Genomic DNA, 22438 nt, shown 5'->3' with positions numbered 1-22438 from the left:
TATACAAAGCAAGTGCTTGGTAGGGTACCGTATCGCTGTGGACGTTAGCCAGGGTATTGAGACCAGCGAGCAGGCAGCTGCTGACGAGGCCTTTGCGCGGGAAATTCGCGAATGGCTCGAAGAGAACCTTTCCGGGAAGTTTGCCGAGCTGAAGGGCCTGGGCGGGCCGGGGCGTGAACACGAGGCGTTCGAGGAACGCCTCGAGTGGGATCGCCACCTGGCTGCCGCCGGTTGGACCTGCCTCGGGTGGCCGAAGGAATACGGCGGACGCGAGGCGACGCTGAGCCAGCAGATCATCTTCCATCAGGAGTACGCGCGCGCCAATGCGCCTGCGCGCGTGAGTCACATCGGTGAGGAACTGCTGGGTCCGACGCTCATCGCGTTCGGCACCGAGGAGCAGAAGAAGCGCTTCCTGCCGGGGATCAAGACGGTCACCGAGCTGTGGTGCCAGGGCTACTCCGAGCCCGGTGCGGGCTCCGACCTTGCGAACGTGTCGACCACCGCGCGCCTCGACGGCGACCAGTGGTCGGTCAACGGCCAGAAGGTCTGGACGTCGCTCGCACACCTGTCGGACTGGTGCTTCGTGGTCGCGCGCACCGAGCCGGGCTCCTCGCGGCACAAGGGTCTGTCGTACCTGCTGGTTCCCATGAACCAGGAGGGCGTCGAGGTCCGTCCGATCATCCAGCTCACCGGCACCTCCGAGTTCAACGAGGTGTTCTTCGACAACGCCCGCACCGATGCGGACCTCGTCGTCGGCGGCGAGGGCAACGGCTGGGGCGTCGCGATGGGCACGCTCACCTTCGAGCGCGGCGTCTCGACTCTCGGCCAGCAGACCGGCTTCGCCCGTGAGCTCGAGTCCATCGTCGAACTGGCCGAGCGCAACGGCGCCGCCCAGGATCCGGCCATCCGCAACAAGATCTCCCGCGCGTGGATGGGCCTGCAGGTCATGCGTGCCCACGCGCTGCGGACCCTCGCGGCGGTCGACGCGAGCGCCAACGGTGGCGAGGCGTCGGTCGCCAAGCTCCTGTGGGCCAACTGGCACCGTGGCCTCGGCGAACTCGCCATGGAGGTCCAGGGTGCGGCCTCGCTGGTGGGTGTCGAGAACACCGAGCCCGGTGAGGAGCTGAACGACCTGCAGCGTCTGTGGCTGTTCACCCGCGCCGACACCATCTACGGCGGATCCAACGAGATTCAGCGCAACATCATCGCCGAGCGCGTGCTCGGCCTTCCCCGAGAGGCACGCCCGTGACCGCCACCATCAAGTCCCCGCTCTCCGTCGCCCCCGAGGAGATCGAGGGTCACAACCTGCTGAAGGGCAAGAAGGTCGTCGTGACGGCCGCCGCCGGCACGGGCATCGGCTTCGCCACCGCCCGCCGCGCGCTGCTCGAGGGTGCCGACGTCCTGGTCTCGGACTTCCACGAGCGTCGCCTCGGTGAGACCGTCGAGAAGCTGTCCGCCGAGTTCGGCAGCCAGCAGGTCGAGTCGTTCGTGTGCGACGTCTCGAGCACCGAGCAGGTCGACGCTCTCATCGCCGGTGCCGCCGAGAAGCTCGGCCGCATCGACGTGCTCGTCAACAACGCCGGCCTGGGCGGCGAGACCCCGGTCGTCGACATGACCGACGAGCAGTGGGACCGCGTCCTCGACATCACGCTGACCAGCACGTTCCGCGCCACCCGCGCGGCGCTGCGCTACTTCAAGTCCGTCGACCACAACGGCGTGCTGGTGAACAACGCGTCGGTGCTCGGCTGGCGTGCGCAGCACTCGCAGGCGCACTACGCCGCCGCCAAGGCCGGCGTCATGGCGCTCACCCGCTGCTCGGCGATCGAGGCCGCCGAGTACGGCGTCCGCATCAACGCCGTAGCGCCGTCCATCGCGCGTCACGCGTTCCTGGCGAAGGTCACCAGTGAGGAGCTGCTGGACCAGCTGGCTTCGTCCGAGGCCTTCGGCCGCGCCGCCGAGGTGTGGGAGATCGCCGCGACCATCGCGATGCTCGCGAGCGACTACACCACCTACCTCACCGGCGAGATCGTCTCGATCTCCAGCCAGCGCGCGTAACACCCGCTCGTGACCGTCACCGAATGTCACATCGGTTCAGTTCGACTGGACCGATGTGACATTCGGCCGTTGTTGGGGAGTGTCCGCCGAGTGAAACTCGCCGATACCCTAGCAATCGCTTGGTTGGTAGGATGCGTGGCATGACTCCACCCCGAGACGCCGACGAGTCTTCGAGCAAGTCGGGCCGCCGCGCCGAGCTCCTCGACCTCGCTGCGGGCCTGTTCGCCGAACGCGGTCTGCGGGCCACCACCGTGCGCGACATCGCCGACGCGGCGGGCATCCTGTCCGGCAGCCTCTACCACCACTTCGACTCCAAGGAGTCCATGGTGGACGAGATCCTGCGCGGATTCCAAGACGACCTGTTCGGGCGCTACCACGAGATCGTCGACGCGGGCATGGGCTCGCGCGAGACCTTCGAGGCCCTCGTGGTCGCGTCGTTCGAGGCGATCGACACCCGGCACAGCGCGGTCGCGATCTATCAGGACGAGGTCAAGCACCTCGCCGCCAACGAACGCTTCGCGTACCTTGCCGAGCGTAGCCAGGAGTTCCGCGACCTGTGGGTCGGGGTACTCGAGGCCGGTGTCGCCGACGGCAGCTTCCGTCAGGACCTCGACATCGAAATCGTCTTCCGCTTCATGCGCGACACGGTCTGGGTGGCCGTGCGCTGGTACCGGCCGGGTGGCCCGCTGACCGCCGAGGCCGTCGCCAAGCAGTACCTCTCCATCGTTCTGGACGGGCTTGCCAGCCCCGACTCCCACAAGTAATCCGAATCCAGGAGCTGTTATGCCCGAGGTTTACATCGTCGACGCCATCCGCACCCCGATCGGCAAGAAGAACGGCGGCCTGGCCCCCGTTCACCCGATCGACCTGGGCGCGCACGTCATCAAGGCCGTCGTCGAGCGCACCGGTATCGACCCGTCCGACGTCGACGACGTGGTCTTCGGCTGCGTCGACGCGATCGGTGGCCAGGCCGGCAACATCGCGCGCATGTCGTGGCTGGCCGCGGGCCTGCCGCAGCACGTGCCCGGCGTGACCGTCGACCGCCAGTGCGGCTCGAGCCAGCAGGCCATCCAGTTCGGCGCGCAGGCGATCCTGGCCGGCACCGCCGACCTGATCATCGCCGGTGGCGTCCAGAACATGAGCCAGATCCCGATCTCGGCCGCGATGATCGTCGGTCAGCAGTACGGCTTCAGCACTCCCACCGCCGAGTCCAAGGGCTGGACCGAGCGTTACGGCAACGAGGAGGTGTCGCAGTTCCGCGGCGCCGAGATGATCGCCGACAAGTGGGACATCAGCCGCGAGGAGCTCGAGAAGTGGGCTCTGCAGAGCCACGAGCGCGCCAAGGCCGCGATCGCCGAGGGCCGCTTCGCGAACGAGATCGTCCCCTTCGGCGACGTCACCACCGACGAGGGCCCGCGTGAGACGAGCCTCGAGAAGATGGCCGGACTCAACGTCCTGGTCGAGGGTGGACGCCTCACCGCGGCCGTCGCCAGCCAGATCTCCGACGGTGCCAGCGCGCTGCTGCTCGCGTCGGAGGAGGCCGTGCAGAAGTACAACCTCGAGCCCCGCGCGCGCATCCACCACATGAGCGCCCGCGGCGACGACCCGATCTTCATGCTGAGCGCGCCGATCCCGGCCACCCAGCACGCGCTGGAGAAGACCGGCCTGACCATCGACGACATCGACCTGGTCGAGATCAACGAGGCCTTCGCGCCCGTCGTCCTCGCGTGGATCAAGGAGCTGGGCGCCGACCCGGCCAAGGTCAACGTCAACGGCGGCGCGATCGCGCTGGGCCACCCGCTGGGCGCCACCGGCACCAAGCTGATGGCGACGCTGCTCAACGAGCTCGAGCGCACCGACGGCCGCTACGGCCTGCTCACCATCTGCGAGGGTGGCGGCACCGCGAACGTCACGATCATCGAGCGCATCCAGGACTAGTCCCGGCCGCTTCCGAAGACCTCCCGAGACCTCCCGAGCCCTCCCGAGCCCTCCCGATCATCGATCGGGAGGGCTTCGGTGTTTGTCAGTTGTGTTTGCGGGCGACGCCGGCGATCTGGGTGTTGACCGGCAGGAAGGGTGAGCGCAGCCGGTAGGCCTCGATGGTCGTCTCGGCGAATCCGGCAGCCTCGACGACTGTCTGCAGGTCCCGCTCGCAGGAGCAGCCTTCGAAGGTCCAACTCCATGGCCGGCGTGCGGCCCGCTGCAGGCGGCGGAGCACTGTGCCGTCCGGAGCGGCGACGTGTTCGAGGAAGGCATATTGCCCGCCGGGACGCAGGACGCGGTGGACCTCGGTGAGGACGGCGACGGGGTCGGGCACGGTGCAGAGCACGAGGCTGGATATCACCGCGTCCACCGACGCGTCGGGCAGATCGAGCCGTTCGGCGCCGGTCGTGTGCAGTTCGAGATCGATTCGGGCGCGGGCGGCTCGTGCGCGCAGGCGATCATGCATGGCCGGGTTCGGCTCGACGGCGATCAGCCGGGTGCCCGCACGGAGGTAGCGCAGGTTGGCGCCGACACCGGGCCCCAGCTCGACGACCGTGCGGGGAAGGTTGCCGAACAGGGATCGTTTGTGCGGCTGCAGTAGGTGATCCAGGTACCGGTCGAGAGCGGTGAAGAACAGGGCGTTGAACGGCCCGCGGAGTGGATGGGGCCGAAATGCTTCCGGCGTGGTCGGTGCATACTCCTCGAGCTTCGAGGGCAACACATCGTGGCTGGCGTCCATCGCGGGCGCTCCTTCCAGATTCGTGGTCGGTCGATGTGACTACGAGCCTCGCGGAGGGACGCACCGGCGGATAGGCGGGAATCACCCCTGCCGGTACCTCAATCCGGTACCTCGACGTCGGTTCCCGGGCCGGGGGAGACGCGTCGGGCCCACCAGGCGGCGACCTGGGCGCGGGAGGTGACGCCGAGGCGGAGACGGATGCGCTCGACGTGTCCCTCGGCGGAGCGCTCCTCGATGCCCAGCCGCTGGGCGATCTGCCGGTTGGTCATGCCCTCGGCGACGAGTGCCGCCACCTGCAGTTGCCGCGGGGTCAACTCGCCCGAGGGCGGGGCCGGCCGCTCCGGTGGGGGCACGGCGGGACCGTCCCCCAGGAATTCCAGGATCGCCCGGACGACGGCGGCGGCCTCGCCCACGTGCGGGAAATGGCTGTTGCCGGGCAGCGAGACCAGTCGCGCGCCGGGGATCCGCGCGGCCAGCTCTCGGCCCGCGCGGTAGGGGATCGCCCGGTCTCCGCGCCGGTGCACCACCAGGGTCGGGGCGGCGACCCGGGCGAGCCGATCGACCACGTCGACCTCGTAGCATTGCGCCAGCAGGTCGACGGCGAGGCGAGGAGATGCCGCCTCCCGCTGCAGCCGGGCGAAGACTGCCTTGGTCGCGGCACTGCCGTCCGGCAGGAAGATGTCGGACAGCAACTCCGATCCCAATCCCCAGTGGGCTCGGATCATGCCCAGCATGGCAGTGCGGACCTCGGGCGTGGCGATGTGCGCGCCGTCGGCGTAACCGCCGTACAGGATCAGCCGGTCGACCCGCTGGGGAAACTGCGCTGCGAAGGCGACCGACACCGGCGCGCCCAGGGAGATGCCCAGCAGATCGACGCGTTCCAGTTCCAGATGATCGGCAAGGGCTTGGAGCACCGCCACGTCGGTGTCCAGCCCCTGCGCCCCCGGCCAGGGGTCGGAGAGCCCGCAGCCGGGCCGGTCGTACTGCACCACTGTCCGGACCGCCGCCAGCGGCGTGAAGAAGGCTCGGTAGGCCGGGTCCTGCCACAGCAGTTCCAGATGGCTGATCCACGCCGCGGGAACCAGAAGCGCCTTTCCCCGTCCCATGCAGGTGTACGCGATCCGCGTGCCGGTCGGCGCCGTGCAGAAGCGGACCGGGCGGCGCGGCTCGAATGCCTCCCGCGAGGACGGTTGGCCCATGTGGGCCTCCAGCCTGTGATGCCTACGTCAAACCATCATGCCCGGTCGCCGACGATCGAGCGGGCCACCGCCTCGACCGAGTCGACGATCCGTCCGGCGCGGGCGCCGCCGGCGGCGAGCGGACGCGCCGCCCCGGCGACCATCGCGAGCAGCAGCACGGCGGTCCCGTCCGGGTCCATGTCCGGCCGCACCTCGGTGATCAGCGCGCTCAGGTGGTCGTACCAGAACCGGTGCAGGTCGTCGGCGCGTTCGTCGGCATCGGAGGCGTCGTATGCGGCGGTGAGTGCGGGGTGGTCGACGATCAGGTGCGCGAAGGCGACGAGGAATGCGACGAGCCGCGCGTCCGCGGGCGCTCCGGGACCGAGTGGCGGTGGCGCGTCGAGGACCGCCTGGCGCAGCGCGTTCGCCTGTTCGTACACGACCGCGCGGACCAGTTCGTTGCGACTGCCGAACCGGTGGAACACCGTCGCCTTCCCGACACCGGCGGCCGCGGCGATCTGGTCGACGGACACCCGGTCCGGGTCGTGCTCGGTGAACAGACGCTGCGCGGCGGCGAGAATCGCGCGCCGGTTTCGGGCGGCGTCGGCGCGTTCCGGTCGCGCGTCGGGCATTACATCTCCTGGAAGCCGTTGTACGAGGGTGACCGAATATATCTTGACCGCCGGTCCAGATCGACGCATGCTTTAACTGAACCGATGGTCCATTTAAGGGGTGATGTGATGCGTGGGGTTCTGTGGTCACAGGCGGGCGGGCCGGACACGCTGGCGGCGCGAGACGGCGACGATGTGCATGCCGCCGGTGGGCAGGTGCGGGTGCGCACCGAGGCCAGTCCGGTGTTGTGGGTGGAGACGCAGATGCGGGCAGGGCTGGTGCCGTCGCCGGCCGCGCCGCCGACGGTCTTCGGCTCCCAGGCCGTGGGGCTGGTCGATGAGGTGGGCGACGGCGTCGATCCGCAACTGATCGGCACCCGGGTCGCGGTGAGTGGTGTGGGGATCGGCGCACACGCCGAGTTCGTCTGCGCCGCGGTCGAGCAGTGCGTGGCGGTGCCGGACGCGATCGGGGCCGTGGATGCGGCCGTCGCGCTCACCGGGCTCCCCGTCGCGCTCGCACTGCTGGAACGGGCGGGTGATCTGAGTGATGCGACGGTGCTCGTGGAGGCGGCGGGCAGCGGGATCGGTGCGTACCTGACGCAGCTGCTGCGAGGCCGGGCGGGGCTGGTGGTCGCAACCGCGGGGAGCGATGAAAGCCGCACCCGTGCAGCATCCTTCGGTGCAGATGTCGTGCTCGATCATGCCGACCTGGACCGACCGGGCGCACTCGCGGCGGCGGCCGGTGGGCGCACGATCGATGCGGCGTTCGACTCGATCGGGGGATCGACCGCACGGCGTGTGCTCGACGCCCTCACGCCGCTGCGCGGACAGTTGCTGTCGTACGGGATGCTCTCCGGGGAGGCGCCCCGGATCGCAGCGGCGGATCTGTATGCCGGTGGGTACACCGTCACCGCCTGCGCCGGGCCCGCCTGGCTCGACCGCGTCGCCGCGCTTCGTTCGATCGCGCTCGATCGCGTCGCCGGCGGCACGGTCCGGCCCGTCTTCGATTCAACGATGCCGCTCGATGCGGTGGCCACGGCCCACCGCCGGATCGACGAGCGAGCGACCAGCGGAACGATCGTGCTCGTGCCGTGACGTTGTGTCAGCCTGCCTCGGAGGCCCTCTCGGTTCGATCCTGAACCGAGACGGCATCCGTCGCCCCGGCCTGCGTGCCGCGACTGATCAGCCAGCCGACGGCCGCGGCCAGTGGGAACATCACGACGCCGTACACGGCGGCGGGGATCGCGATGTCGACGCTGTCGAGGACGCTGATGGAGATCGCGATCGCCAGGGTGCTGTTGTGGACGCCGATCTCCATCGAGCACGCGATCGCCTGACGCTGCCCGACGCTGAGCAGTTTCGGGATCCAGTAGCCCACGGCGAGACTGATGAGGCAGAACAGGATCGTGATCACGCCGACGTCCGCGAGATACGACGGCACGTTCTCCCGCTCGGCCGCGATGGTGCCGACGATGACGAGCACCAGGACGAGGGCCGACGCGATCCGGACCGGGCGGTCCATCCGCTGCGCGAAGTCCTCGCGCCTGGCACGCACGAGCATGCCGATCGCGACGGGGATCAGCACGATCGCGAACACCTGCAGGATCTTGGTGAAGTCGAGGCCCATCGACGTGCCGGTGTCATCGGGGTCGAAGTGGCCGAGCGCGAAATTCGTGATGAGTGGCAGCGTCACGACGGCGATCACCGAATTGACCGCCGTCAGTGTGATGTTGAGGGCGACGTCGCCGCGGTAGAGGTGGCTGAAGAGATTGGCGGTGGTGCCGCCGGGGGAGGCCGCGAGCACCATCATGCCGACCGCGAGCAGCGGCGGCAGGTCGAACAGCAGCACGAGTCCGAACGCCACCGCCGGCAGAATCAGCAGCTGGCAGGCGAGAGCGATCGTCACGACGCGGGGATGTCGTGCGACGCGGGCGAAGTCGGCGACCGTCAGCGACAGGCCGAGGCCGAACATGATGATCGCGAGGGCGGCCGGCAGGGCCACCGTGGCCAGGGCTGAGTCCATGTTGTTCGCCGTTCTGGTGTGCGGATGTGACGCGAACGGTAACGACACTGCACTGCGCGGGTGGGCGAAATGCCCGAATAGATACTGGCGGAATCAGTCTCGACGCCGCCGCAGCGACAGCGTGAACCCCGTAGGCATCAGTGTCAGTCGCTCCTGGATGCGCAACTGGTAGTCGGGGTCGGCGGAGAAGTCGTAGCGGCGCAGGATCGTGCCCAGCACGAGGACCGCCTCGTGCAGTGCGAATTGCCGTCCGATACAGGCGCGTTCACCGGTTCCGAACGGCTTGTAGATGTGCGGTGCCCGGCCGCGAACATTATCGGGGGCGAATCGGTCCGGGTCGAAGCGTTCCGGATCGTCGCCCCATGAAGGATCGCGGTGCAGCGACGGGATCAGCACCAGCACCCAGTCGCCGGCCCGCATCGGGTAGCGGCCGCCCAGCACGGTGTCCTCACGGGCCTCCCGCGCGTAGCCGGGCGCGGTGGGCCACAGTCGCAGTGTCTCGTCGAGCACACGTCGGACGTAGCGCAGCTTTGCGACCTTCTCGAACGGCGGCGTCTCGTCGCCCCACACGGCGTCCACCTCGGCGCGGGCCTTCGCCAGGACGTCGGGGTTGTGGGCCAGGTAGTACAACGCGAACGACAGCGCGCCCGAAGTGGTTTCGTGCCCGGCGACGAGGAACGTCACCACCTGGTGGCGGATGTTGACGTCGTCGAGGCGGTTCGGATCGTCCTCGCGGGCAGCGCGGAGCATGATCTCGAGCAGGTCCTCCGGGCCGGCCGCAGCGGTGTCGCGGCGGCTGCGGATCACCTCGTCCACCACGTCGGCCAGGTACGCGGTGTCGGCGGCGTTCTGTCGATCGGACCTGCGGTAGAGAGCCTTCCCGAGGACCGGAACGGCCCGGAACGTCCGGCGCTGCGCGTGTGTGAGGGCGCGGACCATCGCCTCCACGAACGGGTGCGGCCGCTCGCGGCGGAACGAATCGAACGAGTAACTGAAGCCGGTCCGTCCGATCGTCTCGAGCGTCAGCTTCGTCATGTCCGACGAGACGTCCACCGGTGCGCCGCCGGCGAGGCCGTCCCAGTGCTCGGTGAGCTCGTCGGCCACCTGCACCATGATGTCGTGGTACGACCGCATCGCAGACTGGGTGAATGCCGGCCGCAGCAGGTTGTGCGCCCTGCCCCAGTTGGGTTCCTCGTTGTAGGCGGTGAACAGGCCGTCGCCGCCGATGCCGCGCAGTTCCGCGATCCCGGGTGCGACGTTCTTCGCGAAGCGCGACTCGTCGGACAGTTCCGCGACCATGTCGGCGCCCGAAACGAACACGAAGCGGTGCCCGAGCGCGTTGCGCTCGAAGATCGGCCCCAGCTGTCGACCGATCCTCATCGAGTCCTGCACCGGGGTGTGCAGCGAGACGCCCAGGACGTCGCCGAGCAGAGGAAGGCGCCGGGGCGGATGCGGGACGGCCGTCGCTGCGGTTTCCAGGTTCTCCTCGACGCGCATCCCGCCCCCGTTCGACCGTCCGGTGTCTGATACCGAAAGTACGCGGTAACCGGACCGGGGAACAGCCTTTTGCGCGGCCGGACGCGGGATTACCGTTCGAGGCATGTGCCGAAACATCACTGAGCTGCGAGGGCTCGAGCCGGCCGCCACCCCCGAGGAAATCGAGGCTGCCGCCCGACAGTACGTCCGGAAGGTCAGCGGCATCCACAAGCTGTCCGACGCCAACCGCGCCGCGTTCGAGCGGGCCGTCGAGGAGGTCACCGCGACCACGGCGGAACTGCTCGGGGCGCTGCCGCCGCGCAAGCAGCCGCCCCCGACGGTGCCGCCCCTGCGCCGGCCCGAGGTGCGGGCGCGGATGGCGGCGGCGAAGGGTGCGGCCGCGGGATCCTGACCGTCAGCTGAGACGGTGGGCGAAGAACGCCAGGATCTCGTCGCGGGCCGCGATCGTGGGCTGGCCCGCGTCGTCGATCAGGTGGGCCGTCACCACGCTGTGCGGGCTCCCGATCACGTGCTCGAAGAACGGCGAGGTCGCCGGATTGGCCGCCTCGTCGGGAAGTTCGCGCGCGATGAAGCGGTCGCCCAGCGCCTCGGCGTACGCCGCGAACCGCTGCGCCCGGCAGAATCGATCGCCCCGGAACCGGTAGGCCAGCACCGTCAGATCGTCGTTGTCGAGACGTTTCCGAACGGCGGCGAGCTCATCTGCGGGACTGGCCGTTGCGTCAGGATCGTCGAGCGGGAGCGACGGCTGTGACAGGACCGGCGCGAGCATCGCGGGCTCGAGCATCATCGTCAGCGCGAAGTTGCCCGTGAAACACATTCCGATCGCCCCGACGCCCGGGCCGCCGCATTCCGCGTGGGCGAGCCTGGCGAGGGACCGCAGCCACACGGTCACCGGACTCTGCTCGTCCGCCGCGAACGCGCGGAACTCCGCGCTGACGCACGCCCGCCGTAACACTGCGGTGCCCTCGTCGACGGTGGGCACCGCGCCGTCGCGACCGAACAGCGACGGCAGGTACACGGTGAAGCCCGCGTCCCGCACCCACCGGGCGAAGCGGGCCACGTGCGGGCTGATCCCCGGCATCTCCGGCATGACGATCACCGCCGGTCCCGCGCCGGCCACGTGCACCACCTTCGTCACGCCTTCGAGGTCGATCTGCCGACGCGTGAAGTCCTCGAGGGGATCGTCGACGTTCATGCTCCGGTGCGGCACCGCCGTACCTCCTCATCCCGTGTGTGCGAACGAGATCAGTCTCTCCTCGCCGCGTCGACGGGACGAGAGGCGCGATCGCCACGTTCGGGGGCATTCTCGCCACCTCGCGTGTCGGCGCGGAACCGTCGGCGGTAGTCGGCGGCGCTGACACCCACCTGCTCGACGAACAGTCGACGGAACGTGCCGGCGTCCCGATAGCCGACGAGGCTCACGATCTCCTCCAACGGCCGGTCCGTCGTCTCCAACAGCCGTTTGGCGGCGCGGACCCGCGCCCGCCGCAGGAATGACAGTGGCGACTCGCCGGCCTCGGCACCGAACCGCCGCAACATCGTTCGGGTGCTGACGTGAAACGCCGCCGCGAGACGAGTCAGGTCGTAGGGGTCTGCCAGGTGTTCGACCAGCCATCGGCCGACGTCCTCGACGAACTGCCCGCGGCGCGGCGGGAGCATCGATTCGACGATGTACGGCGCTTGGCTCGAGCGGTTCTCGGCGACGAGGGTGATGCGGGCCGTGGCCCGGGCGACGTCGTCGCCGAGATGCTCGCGGATGATGACCGTCGCGAGATCGAGAGCGGCACTGAACGCCGCCGTCGTGGTGACGCGGTCGTCATCCACGATCAGCGCCTCGCCGCGAACGCTCGCGCGTGGATACCGTTGGGCGAGTTGTGAAGAAAACAGCCACGACGTGGTGCACCGACGCCCGTCCAACAGGTCGGCCTCCCCGAGTAGGAACGCACCGACACACACCGATGCGATACGAGTGCCTCGGGCCTCGGCGGCGCGCAGGAACGCGGTCTCGCGGCTCAGGCCGGACAGTCGGGCGTCGAGATCCGCCGACGGCGCGAGCTCGAAACCCGGCACGACCAGGCGGTCGAAGTCGTGGTGCCACGCCTGCGCCCCGATCGGGAATCCGCCGGCTGCCGTGACAGGGGATGCCGACGAAGCGATGACCGACACCTGGAACGGATCCTCCGACGCAACACCCGTTTCCCGCGCTACGCGGTTCGCGATGAGCAGCAGATCGGAGAAGAGGAAGATCTCGGCCGCGAGGCAGCCGTCGTAGGCGAGGATCCCGATCCGCATGCTTCCCGTCCCGTCTCCAGGGGTGTACCGAAGTCACCCTGAACCCCTGTTATATTGCCCAATGCAAAGGACCGACCGGGGGCATCGGGTCGGTGGGGGAGGACTTTCGCGATGGGGGCGGCTTTGTTGCCGAGGGGGACGAACGGGCACGTGTGTGCCCACGATCGTGTGTGGGCAGCGTCGGCGCCCGCGATCTCCGAGACATACCCGGCCACGACATCGGTGTACCTCGCGCCCGCCGGCCTGCGGTTCTTCCAGGCCTGATCATCCGCGACGTCTCAGACTCGAGTCAGCTCGACATATCACTAGGGGGTTTCACAGATGGGTAAGCACCGCAAGAGCCGGGCGAGGACGATCGCTCGGGTGGCGTTGGTTCCCTCCGCCGCGGCCGCAGTGGTCGTGGCGGCATCGGGCGCGGCGTCGGCTGCGCCGGACCAGTTGCCGTCGCAGGGCGGTGTCACCTCCGCTCCGCAGACGCAGGGCGGCGTCACCTCCGGACCGTCGTCGCAGGGCGGCGTCACGTCCGCGCCCGCGCAGCCGGAGCCGGTCTACTGGGTGGAGCCCCCGGCCCAGTACCAGAACATCGAGTACCAGCCGCTCGACAACTACGACTACGACACGAACACCTACAACGCGCCCGACAACTACTACGTGGCGCCCGTCCAGTTCGAGGACCTGCACCTGCCGACGTATGTCGAGCCGACCGCGCCGATCATCGCGCCGCGCGAAACCCTGCGCCTGGGTACCTTCCACACGCCGCAGCCCAACTGGATCACCGACGGTGACCTCGCGCGCACCAACAACACGTCCGCCGTCATCGAGGCCGAGGTGTCGACGTTCTGGCGCTCGCTGGGCGTCGAGACCACGCGCGCGAACCGGTTGGCGGCGGCACAATTGGGTATGGGTGCGGCGGGCGCGATCGGGACGGGTGTTGTCGGCGCGCTGGTCGGCGGGACGATTGGCGGCGGCATCGGAGCAGGAATGTGGGGCGGAACCGATCTGCTCATTCCAGGTGGGCAGGTCGTCTTCGTCACCAACGGTGTGGCCGGCACCGCGATCGGTGCTGCCGTCGGCGGAGTGCTCGGCGCTGTGCCGGGCGCTGTGACTGGTGTTATCGCGGGAACCACCATCGGCACTGGTGATCTCGGCGAGCCGCAGGAGCTGCCTGCCGAGGTGCGTAGCTACTTCAACGACGTCGACCAGCCCGCGGTCACGGCGCAGACGCAGGAGACCCTCGCGCAGTGGGAGACCACGCCGATCGGTGGGGCCACCGCGTCGGCCGTGCGGGACGTCGTGAACGCCGCACCCGGAATCGACCGTCAGGCACGTGATTTCGTGGCCGCGCGGCCCGGCGGCTCGCAGGTGCTCGACCAGATCGACGGGGCGCTCACCACATTCGTCGCCGAGTCGTCACTCGGCGTTGCCGCGAACATGATCAGTGGAGCCGTCGGGGGCGGCATCCAGGCATGAGCCACGGGTGGGGCGGACCGGTGTCCGCCCCATCCGTCGACTTCGGGGAGGACATATGGCGACGGACAACCGAGCGGACAATTCGCTGTTCCCGGACGTCACCGAGCACTACGGGACGGAGTCGGTCCCCGAACGCCCGGTGACCGAAGAGATTGCGGCGCTGCCGGTTCCGTCCGAACCGGACCTCGGGCGCCCCTCGGGGCAGGCGCACCCGGCGCCCGAGCCCGCCGTGGTCGCCGAGCCTGTTGCAACCTCCGAGCCTGTTGCAACCCCCGAGCCGGTCGCAAACCCCGAGCCGGTCGCAAACCCGGAGCCGGTCGCAACCCCCGAGCCTGTTGCAACTCCCGAGTCGGCCACAACCGCCGAATCGCTCGCCGTACCCGGGCCCATCGAACCGCCCGAGTCCGACGCTGTACCTGAACCGGTCGCCGAGTTCGACCAGTTGCCGACGTGGCTGGTGACCGCCCCGGCGGAGTCACCGGCGGAGAAGCCGTCCGCGAAGAGGAAGCCGCTGCTGATCGGTGGCGGCGCCGCCGCGCTCCTCGTCATCGCTGCGACCGCGACGATCGTCGGGTTCCGCGGCGCAAGCGACGCGATCGCGGGCTCGCCGAATCCCGTCGCCGGCTCCACTGCGGCGTCGTCGTCGGCGGCGGCGGACACGACGGTCGCGGTGGCGCCGGCGCAGTCCGCCGGGTGGTGTGCGGATTCTGTCGCCGACGGGCGGAGCGTCGGTCGCGGACCGGGAAGTGTCGACGACGGCCCGGGCGCGATCAGGGCGTTCGACCACGCGTACTACGTCGACCGCGACGGCGCCAGGGTCGCGTCACTGATGGTGACGCCCAACGCCGTTCCGGACATCCAGAAGTGGATCGACGAGGTTCCGCTCGGTACCGAGCACTGCGTCACCGTCGTCCCCACCGCCGACCCGAACGTATTCGAGGTCGATCTGGGATTGCGGTCGCCGACCGGTTCGGACGGCGTGATCCGCCAACGTGTCACGGTCGCACCGTCGTCGGCGGGATTCAAGATCGCCAAGGTGGAGGACCTGCGATGAACAACGTGGTCTCGCTGCGCCGCACCCCCAGGGTGCCCGAGCCGGAGCGGGTGTCCGCGATGGTGGTCGCCGGATCGGGTGGGGCCGCGACCACCACGACGGTGTACGGGTTGGCCACTGCGCTCCGCCTCGGTACCGGCAAGGACGTCTCGGCGGTCGACGCGACCAGCGACGGCGGAAACCTCCTCGCGCGTGCCGGATTCGGCGCTGTCGATCCCGCCCGATCGATCCGGCAGCTCGAGTCGCGCATGGCGCTCACGTCCGCCGGTGTGGTGGTGGTGGGCAGCGGCAACGCGCAGGCGAGCGACCCCGCGATCGTCGACGAGCTGCTCGCGGCCCGGCACAGCGCTCGCGTCCACGACGTCGGTACCGCGCTGCGCTCGCCGCGACTGGCGCCACTGATCCGCTCCGGTGCGGCACTGGTGGTGGTCGCGCCCGCTCGTTCCGAACCGCTGAGCCGGATGCGTGACGCCCTCACCTGGGTGATGTCGACGTACGGTGCGCAGGTGCTCGGCGGCACCACCGTCGTCGTCTCGCACCAGATGCCCGACGCGCCAGTCGATCTGGGGCCGATCCGGGACGCACTGTCACCGCGGATCGCAGGATTCGTCGAGGTGCCCTTCGACGCGGCCCTCGCGCAGCCCGGAGTCATCGACCACCGCCGTCTGGCGACCTCGACGATCGACGCCTGGACCGACGTCCTGGACGTGCTCGGCGGACTGTTCTCCCGGCCGGAGCAGCCGGGGGAGGCGAGCGAGGAACTCGCCTGAACGGACGAAGGGACCCTTCACGCGCTGGTGGCGCATGATGGGTCCCTTCAGCTGGAGGCCGGCCGATCAGGCCTTGAGGTCTCCAAGTGCATCGATGCGCGCCGTGGCGTCGGCCATGATGCGGTCGATCAGTTCCTGGCAGCTGGGCAGGTCGTCGATCATGCCGACCACCTGACCGGACGCGAGCACACCGGCCTCCGTGTTGCCCTCGACCAGACCGGCCTTGAGCAGCATCGGGGTGTTGGCGGCCATGATGATCTGCTGCCACGTGCGGTCGCCCGACTTCTTCATGGCGAGTCCGTCCTTGGCGAGCGTGGACCACTTCATGCCCGTCATCGCCTTGAACTTCATGGCATTCTTGGTGGCCGCAACGAGTCCCTTTGCGTAGCTGGACTTCTCGAGTGCGTTCACCAGTTCGGTGTTGAGCACGCGGTGCGGCATGCCGTCGACCTTCACCGACACCGTGGTGTCCGTCAGGCTGCGCTTGAGGTACTCCTGCTTGACCGAGTCCGGCACCGCCGAATCGCTCGTGAGCAGGAACCGGGTGCCCATCGCGACGCCCGCGGCACCGTACGACAGCGCCGCGGCCAGGCCGCGACCGTCGAAGAAGCCGCCGCCGGCGACAACCGGGATGTCGACCGCGTCGAGCACGGACGGCAGCAGCAGCGTCGTCGCGACTCCGCCGGTGTGGCCGCCGCCCTCACCGCCCTGCACGATCACGGCGTCGGCGCCCCACGAGGCGACCTTCACGGCGTGCTTGGCGGCACCGATCGACGGGATCACGACGATCCCGTTGCCCTTGAGCTTGGCGATCAGTTCCTTCTTGGGCGCCAACGCGAACGAGGCGACCTTGACGCCCTCGCGGATCAGCAGATCGCAGCGCTTCGAGGCGTCCGACGCGTCGGCGCGCATGTTGACGCCGAACGGCTTGTCCGTCAGCTGCTTGGTCTTGAGGACCGCTGCCTCGAGCTCCTCGTAGGTCATCGTCGCCGAGGCGAGGATGCCAAGGCCGCCCGCGTTGGCGGTGGCCGCGGTGAGGCGCGGGCCGGACACCCAGCCCATACCCGTCTGCACGATCGGATGCTCGACACCGACCAGCTCGGTGAACGGCGTCTTCAGCACGGCGGTCACGCCGAGACCTCGCGGTCACGCAGGCTCCTCGGATCGATGACCTCGCGGATCAGGCGCAGCTCCTCGGCGGTGGGCTCGCGGGTGATGCCGGCCTCGGCCAGGCCCGCGATCTCGAAGGAGGTGTTGGCCTTGACGTCCTCGGCGGTGACGCCGGGGTGCAGGCTCACCGCACGCATCGTCTGGTTCGGGCCCTGGAAGTCGAACACACCGAGGTTGGTGACCACCTGGTGGTTCTTCAGGAAGCGGAACGCCGGGTTCTCCGGGTCCACCTTGTCGTAGCCGACGCCGCACACCACGTCGACCTGCTCGGCGAACACGCGGGTGGAGTGCTTGCCCACCCAGTAGCTGGTGGCGTGGTTGATGGTGTTGCCGGGGGCGCCGCGCAGGCCGAACATCTGGCGGGTCGGCTTGTCCAGCGGGCCGAACGCGGAGAGGTTCTGGTTGCCGAACTTGTCGATCTGGTTCGCGCCCATCACCACGTGGCGACGGCCGGATGCGACCACGTCGAACACCTTGGAGAACGGGATGTAACCCTCGATCGGCGCGCTCGCGCCGATGGCCGGTGCGTCGGCCAGGATCAGGGCCTCACCGTCGGTGATGATCAGGTCCGGCTCGGTGGTGAGCTTGGCCAGGCGGGCACCGATCAGCGGCAGCGTCGCCATGGGGGAGGCGAAGATCTCGCCGGCGTCGGCGAACAACTCGGCGCATGCGATGGCGCAGTACTCCGCGCGGGTTACCTCGGTCATGACTTCTGCTCCTCTGCGAACTTGCGCACGGCGGCCTGGTAGTCGTCCTCGCTGCCGGACAGGTAGGTGTCGGCGAAGGCCTGCCACGCCTCGGGGGTCTTGGCGGACGCGGCGTAGTGGCGCTGGAACTTCTCGTCGCGCTTGTACTCGCCGGCGAAGGTGAAGTGCGCGCCGCCCGGGGCCTCGGTGACGGTGTCGACCATCGCGCGGTTCAGGATCAGGGCCTGATGCGGGACGGACTTGACGAGTTCCTCGGTCGAGACGATCTTGTCGACGCTGAGGATGCGCTGCTCGGCCGCGAGGCAGAACAGGTCGTCGAAGTAGGGGTCGACGCCGGTGTAGGCGGCGTTGCCGCGCTCGTCGGCCAGGTCCAGGTGGACCAGGGCGGCGTCGAGGTTCAGCGCGGGCATCGCGATGAGGGACTCGATGCGGCCGTCGGCATGCGGGTACGGGGATGCGACGGTCTTGAGCTCGTCGCCCCAGACGGTCTGCGCATCCGAGCCGAGGCCGGCACGGATCGGCATGAACGGCAGGCGCGCGGCGGCGGCCTGCAGGCCGGCCTTGACCATGCCCTCGTCCATCTCGCGAGACTCGATGGTCCCGGCGACGCGGGCCTGTGCGAACCAGGGGTCGTAGAACGGCGCCGAGTCCAGGGACACGAAGCCGTAGTAGGCGCGCTTGACCTTGCCCGCGGAGATCAGCAGACCGAGGTCCGGGCCGAGGTACCCGACGACGGTCAGGTCCTTGACGTCGCTCCGCAGCAGCGCGCGCACCAGTGCCATCGGCTTGCGCCGCGAGCCCCAGCCGCCGATGCCGATGGTCATCCCGCTCTGGATGCCGGCGACGGCCTCATCCAGTGAGCGGCGCTTGTCGCGCTTCTCAGCCATTACTTGCTGTCTCCCTTGGGTGCGGTGGTGTTCGACTTCGGCTTGCCCGTGGCGACGAACTCGTCGCGGTGCTCGTCGGCGACGCCGGCGAGGTTGAGCTCGAACGTGAAGCCCTGCTCGATCCGGTAGCTGGTGTGCACGTCCATCACGTCGATGCGGTTGATCGCTTCCTTGGCGCGGCGGATCACTCGGGTGTCCTTGGCGGCGATCTCGCCGGCGATCTTCAGCGCGCATGCGTCGAGCTCGGCGCGCGGGACCACGTCGTACACGGAACCGAAGTGCTTGAGCGTCTGGGCGTCGACGTTCTTGGCCGTGTAGTACAGCGTGCGCATCATGTGCTGGGGGACCAGGCGGGCGAGGTGCGTGGCCGCACCGAGTGCGCCGCGGTCCACCTCGGGCAGGCCGAAGATCGCATCGTCGGACGCGACGATGACGTCCGCGTTGCCGACCAGGCCGATGCCACCGCCGACGCAGAAGCCGTTGACGGCGACCACGACGGGCACCTCGCAGTCGTAGACCGCGGAGAAGGCTGCGGCGCAGCCGCGGTTGGCGTCGATGAGCGCGCCGTGACCCTCGGTGGCCTGCATTTCCTTGATGTCGACGCCGGCGTTGAAGCCGCGTCCCTCGGCGCGCAGGATCACCACGTGCGTGCTGGGATCCTTGCCCGCTTCGAGGATGGCGTCGGCCAACTCGAACCAGCCCTTCGAGGGGATGGCATTCACGGGCGGGTAGTCGACGGTGACCGTGGTGATCCCGGCACCGTCCGAGGTCGAAGTGATGCCCATGGCATGTTCCTTACGTCTGTTGACCGAACCAAGCGATTGCTTGGTAAGTTATCACAGACGGGTGCGAATGACTCGTGCCGCTTCAGGGAGGATGAACGTGGATCTCGGTCTCGAAGGCAAGGTCGTGCTGGTGACCGGCGGAGTGCGCGGAATCGGGGCCGGCATCAGCCGGTCCTTCCTGCGTGCGGGCGCGACGGTGGTGACGTGCGCGCGTCGCCCGGCCGACGAACCCGTCGAGGTCGCGGGTCCCGGAGGCGAACTGCGCAGCATCGACTTCATCCCGTGCGACGTGCGCGACGCGGACCAGGTGCAGTCGATGATCGATCAGATCGTTGCGAAGTACGGCCGGCTCGACACTGTCGTGAACAATGCCGGTGGCGCCCCGTTCGCGATGGCCGCCGACGCGAGCCCCAAGTTCCACTCGAAGATCGTCGAGCTGAACCTCCTCGCTCCGCTGCTGATCTCGCAGATCGCGAACGCGATCATGCAGAAGCAGGAGGACGGTGGGTCGATCGTGATGATCTCCAGCGTCAGCGGCAGCCGACCCTCCCCGGGCACCGCGGCGTACGGCGCCGCGAAGGCGGGCATCGACTCGCTCGCGGCCAGCCTGTCCGTCGAGTGGGCGCCCAAGGTGCGGGTCAATTCGATCGTCGTCGGCCTCGTGCAGACCGAGCTGAGCCACCTGCACTACGGCGACGAGGCCGGCATCGACGCCGTCGGCGCCACCGTCCCGCTGGGTCGGATGGCATTGCCCGAGGACATCGGCAACTGTGCGACATTCCTGGCATCACCGTTGGCGGCCTACGTCAGCGGTTCGACCCTTACCGTCCACGGCGGCGGCGAGCGCCCGGCCTTCCTGGCCGCGGCAACAACTTAAGGAGAATCAAGTGAGCGGATTGCTTGACGGCCGAGTCGTCATCATCACCGGCGCCGGCCGTGGAATCGGTCGCGCGCACGCGCTGGCCTTCGCGGCGGAGGGCGCCAAGGTCGTCGTCAACGACATCGGTGTCGGCGGCGACGGCTCCAACACCGGCGAGACCCCTGCCGAGCAGGTTGTCGCCGAGATCAAGGCCGCCGGCGGCGAGGCCGTCGTCAACGGCGACGACGTCGCGTCGTGGGAGGGTGCCCAGAACCTGATCCAGACGGCTATCGACACGTTCGGTGGACTGGACATCCTGGTCAACAATGCGGGCTTCCTGCGTGACCGCATGCTCGTCGGCATGAGCGAGGAAGAGTGGGACGCGGTCATCCGCGTGCACCTCAAGGGCCACTTCGCCCCGCTGCGCCACGCCGCCGCGTACTGGCGTGCCGAGTCCAAGGCCGGGCGCCCGGTGGACGCCCGCATCATCAACACCAGCTCGGGTGCGGGCCTGCAGGGCTCCATCGGCCAGGGCAACTACGCCGCGGCCAAGGCCGGCATCGCCGAGATGACGATCCAGGCTGCCGCCGAGCTGAAGAACTACGGCGTCTCCGTCAACGCGATCGCCCCCGCGGCCCGTACCCGCATGACCGTCGGCGCCGGTGGCGCGATGGCCGAGGCGATGGCCGCTCCGGAGGAGGGCTTCGACGCGATGGCGCCGGAGAACATCTCCCCGCTGGTCGTGTGGCTGGGCAGCGCCGAGGCGAAGAACGTCACCGGCCGCGTGTTCGAGGTCGAGGGCGGCAAGATTACCGTCGCCGAGGGCTGGCGCCACGGCCCCACCCAGGACAAGGGTGACCGCTGGGACCCGAAGGAGCTCGGACCGGTCGTCGCCGACCTGCTCGAGAAGGCCGAGACCCCCACCCCGGTCTACGGAGCCTGAGCAGCGGCATTCTCGCCTGACGAAAACCGCCCGTGCGCTCGATGCGCACGGGCGGTTTTCGCGTTTCGGCGTGTTTATGCCGGGGTACGGATGATCAGGACCGTGCCGGGGAAGTAGGCGGCGAGTTCGCTGCGCGCCTGCTTGAGCGCCGCGGTCCCGTAACCCTGCTTGCGGGCGTCGGGCGCCACCCAGACCGCGACGTCCACCTCGTTGCCGGTGAGCTCGCCGAACACCAGGCCGACACTGCTGGGCTCGTCGCCGGTCGTGCATTCCGCGACGAACCACCCTGCCGACTCGTCGTCGATGCGCTCGAGCCCGTCCCGACGCTCCTGCTCGACGCGGTCCGGGCTCCACGGCGCGCCCGAGTCGTCGAAGCGCTCGGCGGACCGCTTGCGGAACAGGTCGGTGTCCCCGTCCGAATCGGTGAAGGGGCGCAAGCGAACTCCGGCGCCGGTGCTGAACGGACGCTGCTCGGGCAGCCACTGCAGGGTGGCGTCGAGGTCCTCGAGCTCGGTGCGGATCCGGTCGCGTTCCGTGACCGTCAGCCGGTCGAAACGCAGGTTCAGCACGGCCTCGGCGCAGAAGTCGGACGTCTCGAGCAGGTCACGGACGGCCGCGACGGCGGCGGCACGGTCCTTGCTCTCGACGATTGCGTCCAGGACCTCGTGACGACGGTCGAGTGCCTTCAGCAGGGCCGAAGCGATCTCGCGCCGGTCGATCACCTGGTCGTGGTTCTTCACTGTCATGGTGCGACATTCCTCCTCGAGAACGGGGGTCCCGGCGCCGATGTGCCGGGCGTCGACCCTCATTATTCCCGTCTGTGCGCCTGCGGGGGAGTGCCGCGCGCTATTCGCAGACGACGACGGGGATCTGCCGATCGGTCCAGGCCTGGTAATCATCGAACTCGGGATACATCGCCAGCAGCTTCGGCCACAGCTGCGCGCGCTCGTCGTCGTCGGCGACACGGGCTACCAGATTGCGTACCTGTGAACGGATCTGGATCGTCACTTTCGGGTCGGCCTTCAGGTTCAGGTACCACATCGGGTTCATCGGCTGGCCGCCCTGCGAGGCGACGAGGACGATGCGGTCGTCATCCTCGAGGAACACCAGGGGGGTCACCCGTGGCTCGCCGGTCTTGCGTCCGGTGGTGGTGAGCAGGCAGATCGGCAGGCCGTGCTTCGCGGCGCTGCCGATCCGCCACTTGCCGCCGATGCGCCCACCCGTGACCCGGTACACGACGACGTTCGTTTTCGACATCCACTTGACGAGGGATCGGGTGAACTGCGTATCGAGCAACGGTGGGCGCTTCATCGTGGCGTCAGATCCGCTCGATGATGGTGCCCGTCGCGAGTGCGCCGCCCGCGCACATCGTGATCAGGGCGGTCGAGCCGTCGCGGCGCTCGAGTTCGTGCAGC

At 69.1% G+C, this 22438-nt stretch carries 24 protein-coding genes; 11 read left to right on the top strand and 13 right to left on the bottom strand.

All coding sequences use genetic code 11. The features are described from left to right. The first annotated feature begins 37 nt into the window (after window positions 1-37). The 4 genes from DEU38_RS22490 to DEU38_RS22475 all read left to right on the top strand — a co-directional run bounded on the left by DEU38_RS22490 (window position 38) and on the right by DEU38_RS22475 (window position 3993). Window positions 38-1249, top strand: coding sequence for an acyl-CoA dehydrogenase family protein (locus DEU38_RS22490; RefSeq protein WP_114723621.1), 1212 nt, complete (start codon window positions 38-40; stop codon window positions 1247-1249). Beyond that, window positions 1246-2055 (top strand): SDR family oxidoreductase, encoded by an 810-nt coding sequence (locus DEU38_RS22485; RefSeq protein ID WP_114723620.1) that lies wholly within the window; start codon window positions 1246-1248, stop codon window positions 2053-2055. Before DEU38_RS22490 ends, DEU38_RS22485 begins: the two co-directional genes overlap by 4 nt. 140 nt (window positions 2056-2195) lie before the next feature. Then, entirely contained in the window at window positions 2196-2819 is a 624-nt protein-coding gene (locus tag DEU38_RS22480) for a TetR/AcrR family transcriptional regulator (protein ID WP_114723695.1), read from the top strand. Window positions 2820-2838: 19 nt separating this feature from the next. Beyond that, complete coding sequence (locus tag DEU38_RS22475; RefSeq protein WP_114723619.1) at window positions 2839-3993, top strand: acetyl-CoA C-acetyltransferase; 1155 nt, start codon at window positions 2839-2841, stop codon at window positions 3991-3993. An 85-nt stretch (window positions 3994-4078) separates the two neighbouring features. On the opposite strand, the gene DEU38_RS22470 is transcribed toward DEU38_RS22475, so the two are convergent. The 3 genes from DEU38_RS22470 to DEU38_RS22460 form a co-directional block, all read right to left on the bottom strand. Next, window positions 4079-4777, bottom strand: a complete 699-nt coding sequence (locus DEU38_RS22470; RefSeq protein ID WP_114723618.1) for a class I SAM-dependent methyltransferase — start codon at window positions 4775-4777, stop codon at window positions 4079-4081. A 98-nt stretch (window positions 4778-4875) separates the two neighbouring features. Further along, window positions 4876-5976, bottom strand: coding sequence for an alpha/beta fold hydrolase (locus DEU38_RS22465; protein WP_114723617.1), 1101 nt, complete (start codon window positions 5974-5976; stop codon window positions 4876-4878). 35 nt (window positions 5977-6011) lie between these two features. After that, complete coding sequence (locus tag DEU38_RS22460) at window positions 6012-6587, bottom strand: TetR/AcrR family transcriptional regulator (protein ID WP_114723616.1); 576 nt, start codon at window positions 6585-6587, stop codon at window positions 6012-6014. 108 nt (window positions 6588-6695) lie between these two features. Between DEU38_RS22460 and DEU38_RS22455 the strand changes: the two genes are divergently transcribed. Continuing rightward, window positions 6696-7661 (top strand): zinc-binding dehydrogenase, encoded by a 966-nt coding sequence (locus DEU38_RS22455; RefSeq protein WP_174908172.1) that lies wholly within the window; start codon window positions 6696-6698, stop codon window positions 7659-7661. 7 nt (window positions 7662-7668) lie between these two features. Here the strand turns inward: DEU38_RS22455 and DEU38_RS22450 are convergent, their stop codons facing one another. Further along, on the bottom strand, window positions 7669-8589 hold the full coding sequence (locus tag DEU38_RS22450; RefSeq protein ID WP_114723614.1) for a bile acid:sodium symporter family protein: 921 nt from the start codon (window positions 8587-8589) through the stop codon (window positions 7669-7671). A gap of 93 nt (window positions 8590-8682) precedes the next feature. Continuing rightward, window positions 8683-10086, bottom strand: a complete 1404-nt coding sequence (locus tag DEU38_RS22445) for a cytochrome P450 (RefSeq protein ID WP_114723613.1) — start codon at window positions 10084-10086, stop codon at window positions 8683-8685. A 103-nt stretch (window positions 10087-10189) separates the two neighbouring features. Here DEU38_RS22445 and DEU38_RS22440 point away from each other — a divergent pair, with 103 nt between their 5' ends. Further along, the gene (locus tag DEU38_RS22440) at window positions 10190-10477 is read left to right on the top strand and encodes a DUF2277 domain-containing protein (protein ID WP_114723612.1); all 288 of its coding nucleotides are present in this window, start codon (window positions 10190-10192) and stop codon (window positions 10475-10477) included. A 3-nt stretch (window positions 10478-10480) separates the two neighbouring features. Here the strand turns inward: DEU38_RS22440 and DEU38_RS22435 are convergent, their stop codons facing one another. Continuing rightward, window positions 10481-11296: a dienelactone hydrolase family protein gene (locus tag DEU38_RS22435; RefSeq protein ID WP_114723611.1), complete on the bottom strand. Its 816-nt coding sequence runs from the start codon at window positions 11294-11296 to the stop codon at window positions 10481-10483. Between the two features lie 35 nt (window positions 11297-11331). Continuing rightward, entirely contained in the window at window positions 11332-12378 is a 1047-nt protein-coding gene (locus tag DEU38_RS22430) for a GlxA family transcriptional regulator (RefSeq protein ID WP_114723610.1), read from the bottom strand. 321 nt (window positions 12379-12699) lie between these two features. On the opposite strand from DEU38_RS22430, the gene DEU38_RS22425 reads away from it, so the two are divergent. From DEU38_RS22425 to DEU38_RS22415, 3 genes are read left to right on the top strand one after another with little or no spacing between them, the layout of a single operon-like run. Continuing rightward, window positions 12700-13848 (top strand): hypothetical protein, encoded by a 1149-nt coding sequence (locus tag DEU38_RS22425; protein ID WP_114723609.1) that lies wholly within the window; start codon window positions 12700-12702, stop codon window positions 13846-13848. A gap of 55 nt (window positions 13849-13903) precedes the next feature. Continuing rightward, a complete protein-coding gene (locus DEU38_RS22420) occupies window positions 13904-14902 on the top strand; it encodes a hypothetical protein (protein ID WP_114723608.1) in 999 nt (332 codons plus the stop codon). Beyond that, window positions 14899-15672, top strand: coding sequence for a hypothetical protein (locus DEU38_RS22415; RefSeq protein WP_114723607.1), 774 nt, complete (start codon window positions 14899-14901; stop codon window positions 15670-15672). Before DEU38_RS22420 ends, DEU38_RS22415 begins: the two co-directional genes overlap by 4 nt. 66 nt (window positions 15673-15738) lie before the next feature. On the opposite strand, the gene DEU38_RS22410 is transcribed toward DEU38_RS22415, so the two are convergent. The 4 genes from DEU38_RS22410 to echA20 are packed head-to-tail and all read right to left on the bottom strand — an operon-like array spanning window position 15739 to window position 19221. Beyond that, window positions 15739-16803: a nitronate monooxygenase family protein gene (locus tag DEU38_RS22410; protein ID WP_114723606.1), complete on the bottom strand. Its 1065-nt coding sequence runs from the start codon at window positions 16801-16803 to the stop codon at window positions 15739-15741. Beyond that, window positions 16800-17549 carry a CoA-transferase subunit beta gene (locus tag DEU38_RS22405; RefSeq protein WP_114723605.1) on the bottom strand — a complete coding sequence of 250 codons (750 nt, stop codon included), beginning with the start codon at window positions 17547-17549 and terminating at the stop codon, window positions 16800-16802. The genes DEU38_RS22410 and DEU38_RS22405 overlap by 4 nt, the downstream gene beginning before the upstream one ends. Further along, the gene (locus DEU38_RS22400) at window positions 17546-18436 is read right to left on the bottom strand and encodes a CoA transferase subunit A (protein WP_114723604.1); all 891 of its coding nucleotides are present in this window, start codon (window positions 18434-18436) and stop codon (window positions 17546-17548) included. Before DEU38_RS22400 ends, DEU38_RS22405 begins: the two co-directional genes overlap by 4 nt. Beyond that, complete coding sequence (gene echA20, locus DEU38_RS22395) at window positions 18436-19221, bottom strand: (7aS)-7a-methyl-1,5-dioxo-2,3,5,6,7,7a-hexahydro-1H-indene-carboxyl-CoA hydrolase (protein WP_114723603.1); 786 nt, start codon at window positions 19219-19221, stop codon at window positions 18436-18438. Before echA20 ends, DEU38_RS22400 begins: the two co-directional genes overlap by 1 nt. A 97-nt stretch (window positions 19222-19318) precedes the next feature. On the opposite strand from echA20, the gene DEU38_RS22390 reads away from it, so the two are divergent. Continuing rightward, window positions 19319-20098 carry an SDR family oxidoreductase gene (locus DEU38_RS22390; protein WP_114723694.1) on the top strand — a complete coding sequence of 260 codons (780 nt, stop codon included), beginning with the start codon at window positions 19319-19321 and terminating at the stop codon, window positions 20096-20098. 10 nt (window positions 20099-20108) lie between these two features. Further along, window positions 20109-21023, top strand: coding sequence for an SDR family oxidoreductase (locus DEU38_RS22385; protein ID WP_114723602.1), 915 nt, complete (start codon window positions 20109-20111; stop codon window positions 21021-21023). Between the two features lie 74 nt (window positions 21024-21097). Here DEU38_RS22385 and DEU38_RS22380 read toward each other — a convergent pair whose 3' ends face one another. Together DEU38_RS22380 and DEU38_RS22375 are read right to left on the bottom strand one after the other, a co-directional pair. After that, window positions 21098-21769 (bottom strand): GNAT family N-acetyltransferase, encoded by a 672-nt coding sequence (locus DEU38_RS22380; RefSeq protein ID WP_114723693.1) that lies wholly within the window; start codon window positions 21767-21769, stop codon window positions 21098-21100. Window positions 21770-21869: 100 nt separating this feature from the next. Next, complete coding sequence (locus DEU38_RS22375; protein WP_114723601.1) at window positions 21870-22334, bottom strand: nitroreductase family deazaflavin-dependent oxidoreductase; 465 nt, start codon at window positions 22332-22334, stop codon at window positions 21870-21872. Between the last annotated feature and the right edge of the window lie 104 nt (window positions 22335-22438).

Origin of the sequence: Rhodococcus sp. AG1013, from assembly GCF_003350365.1 — a bacterium.
Lineage (GTDB): Bacteria > Actinomycetota > Actinomycetes > Mycobacteriales > Mycobacteriaceae > Prescottella.
Note: the sequence above shows the minus strand (reverse complement) of the source record. Positions and strands in the feature narration are given on the sequence as shown.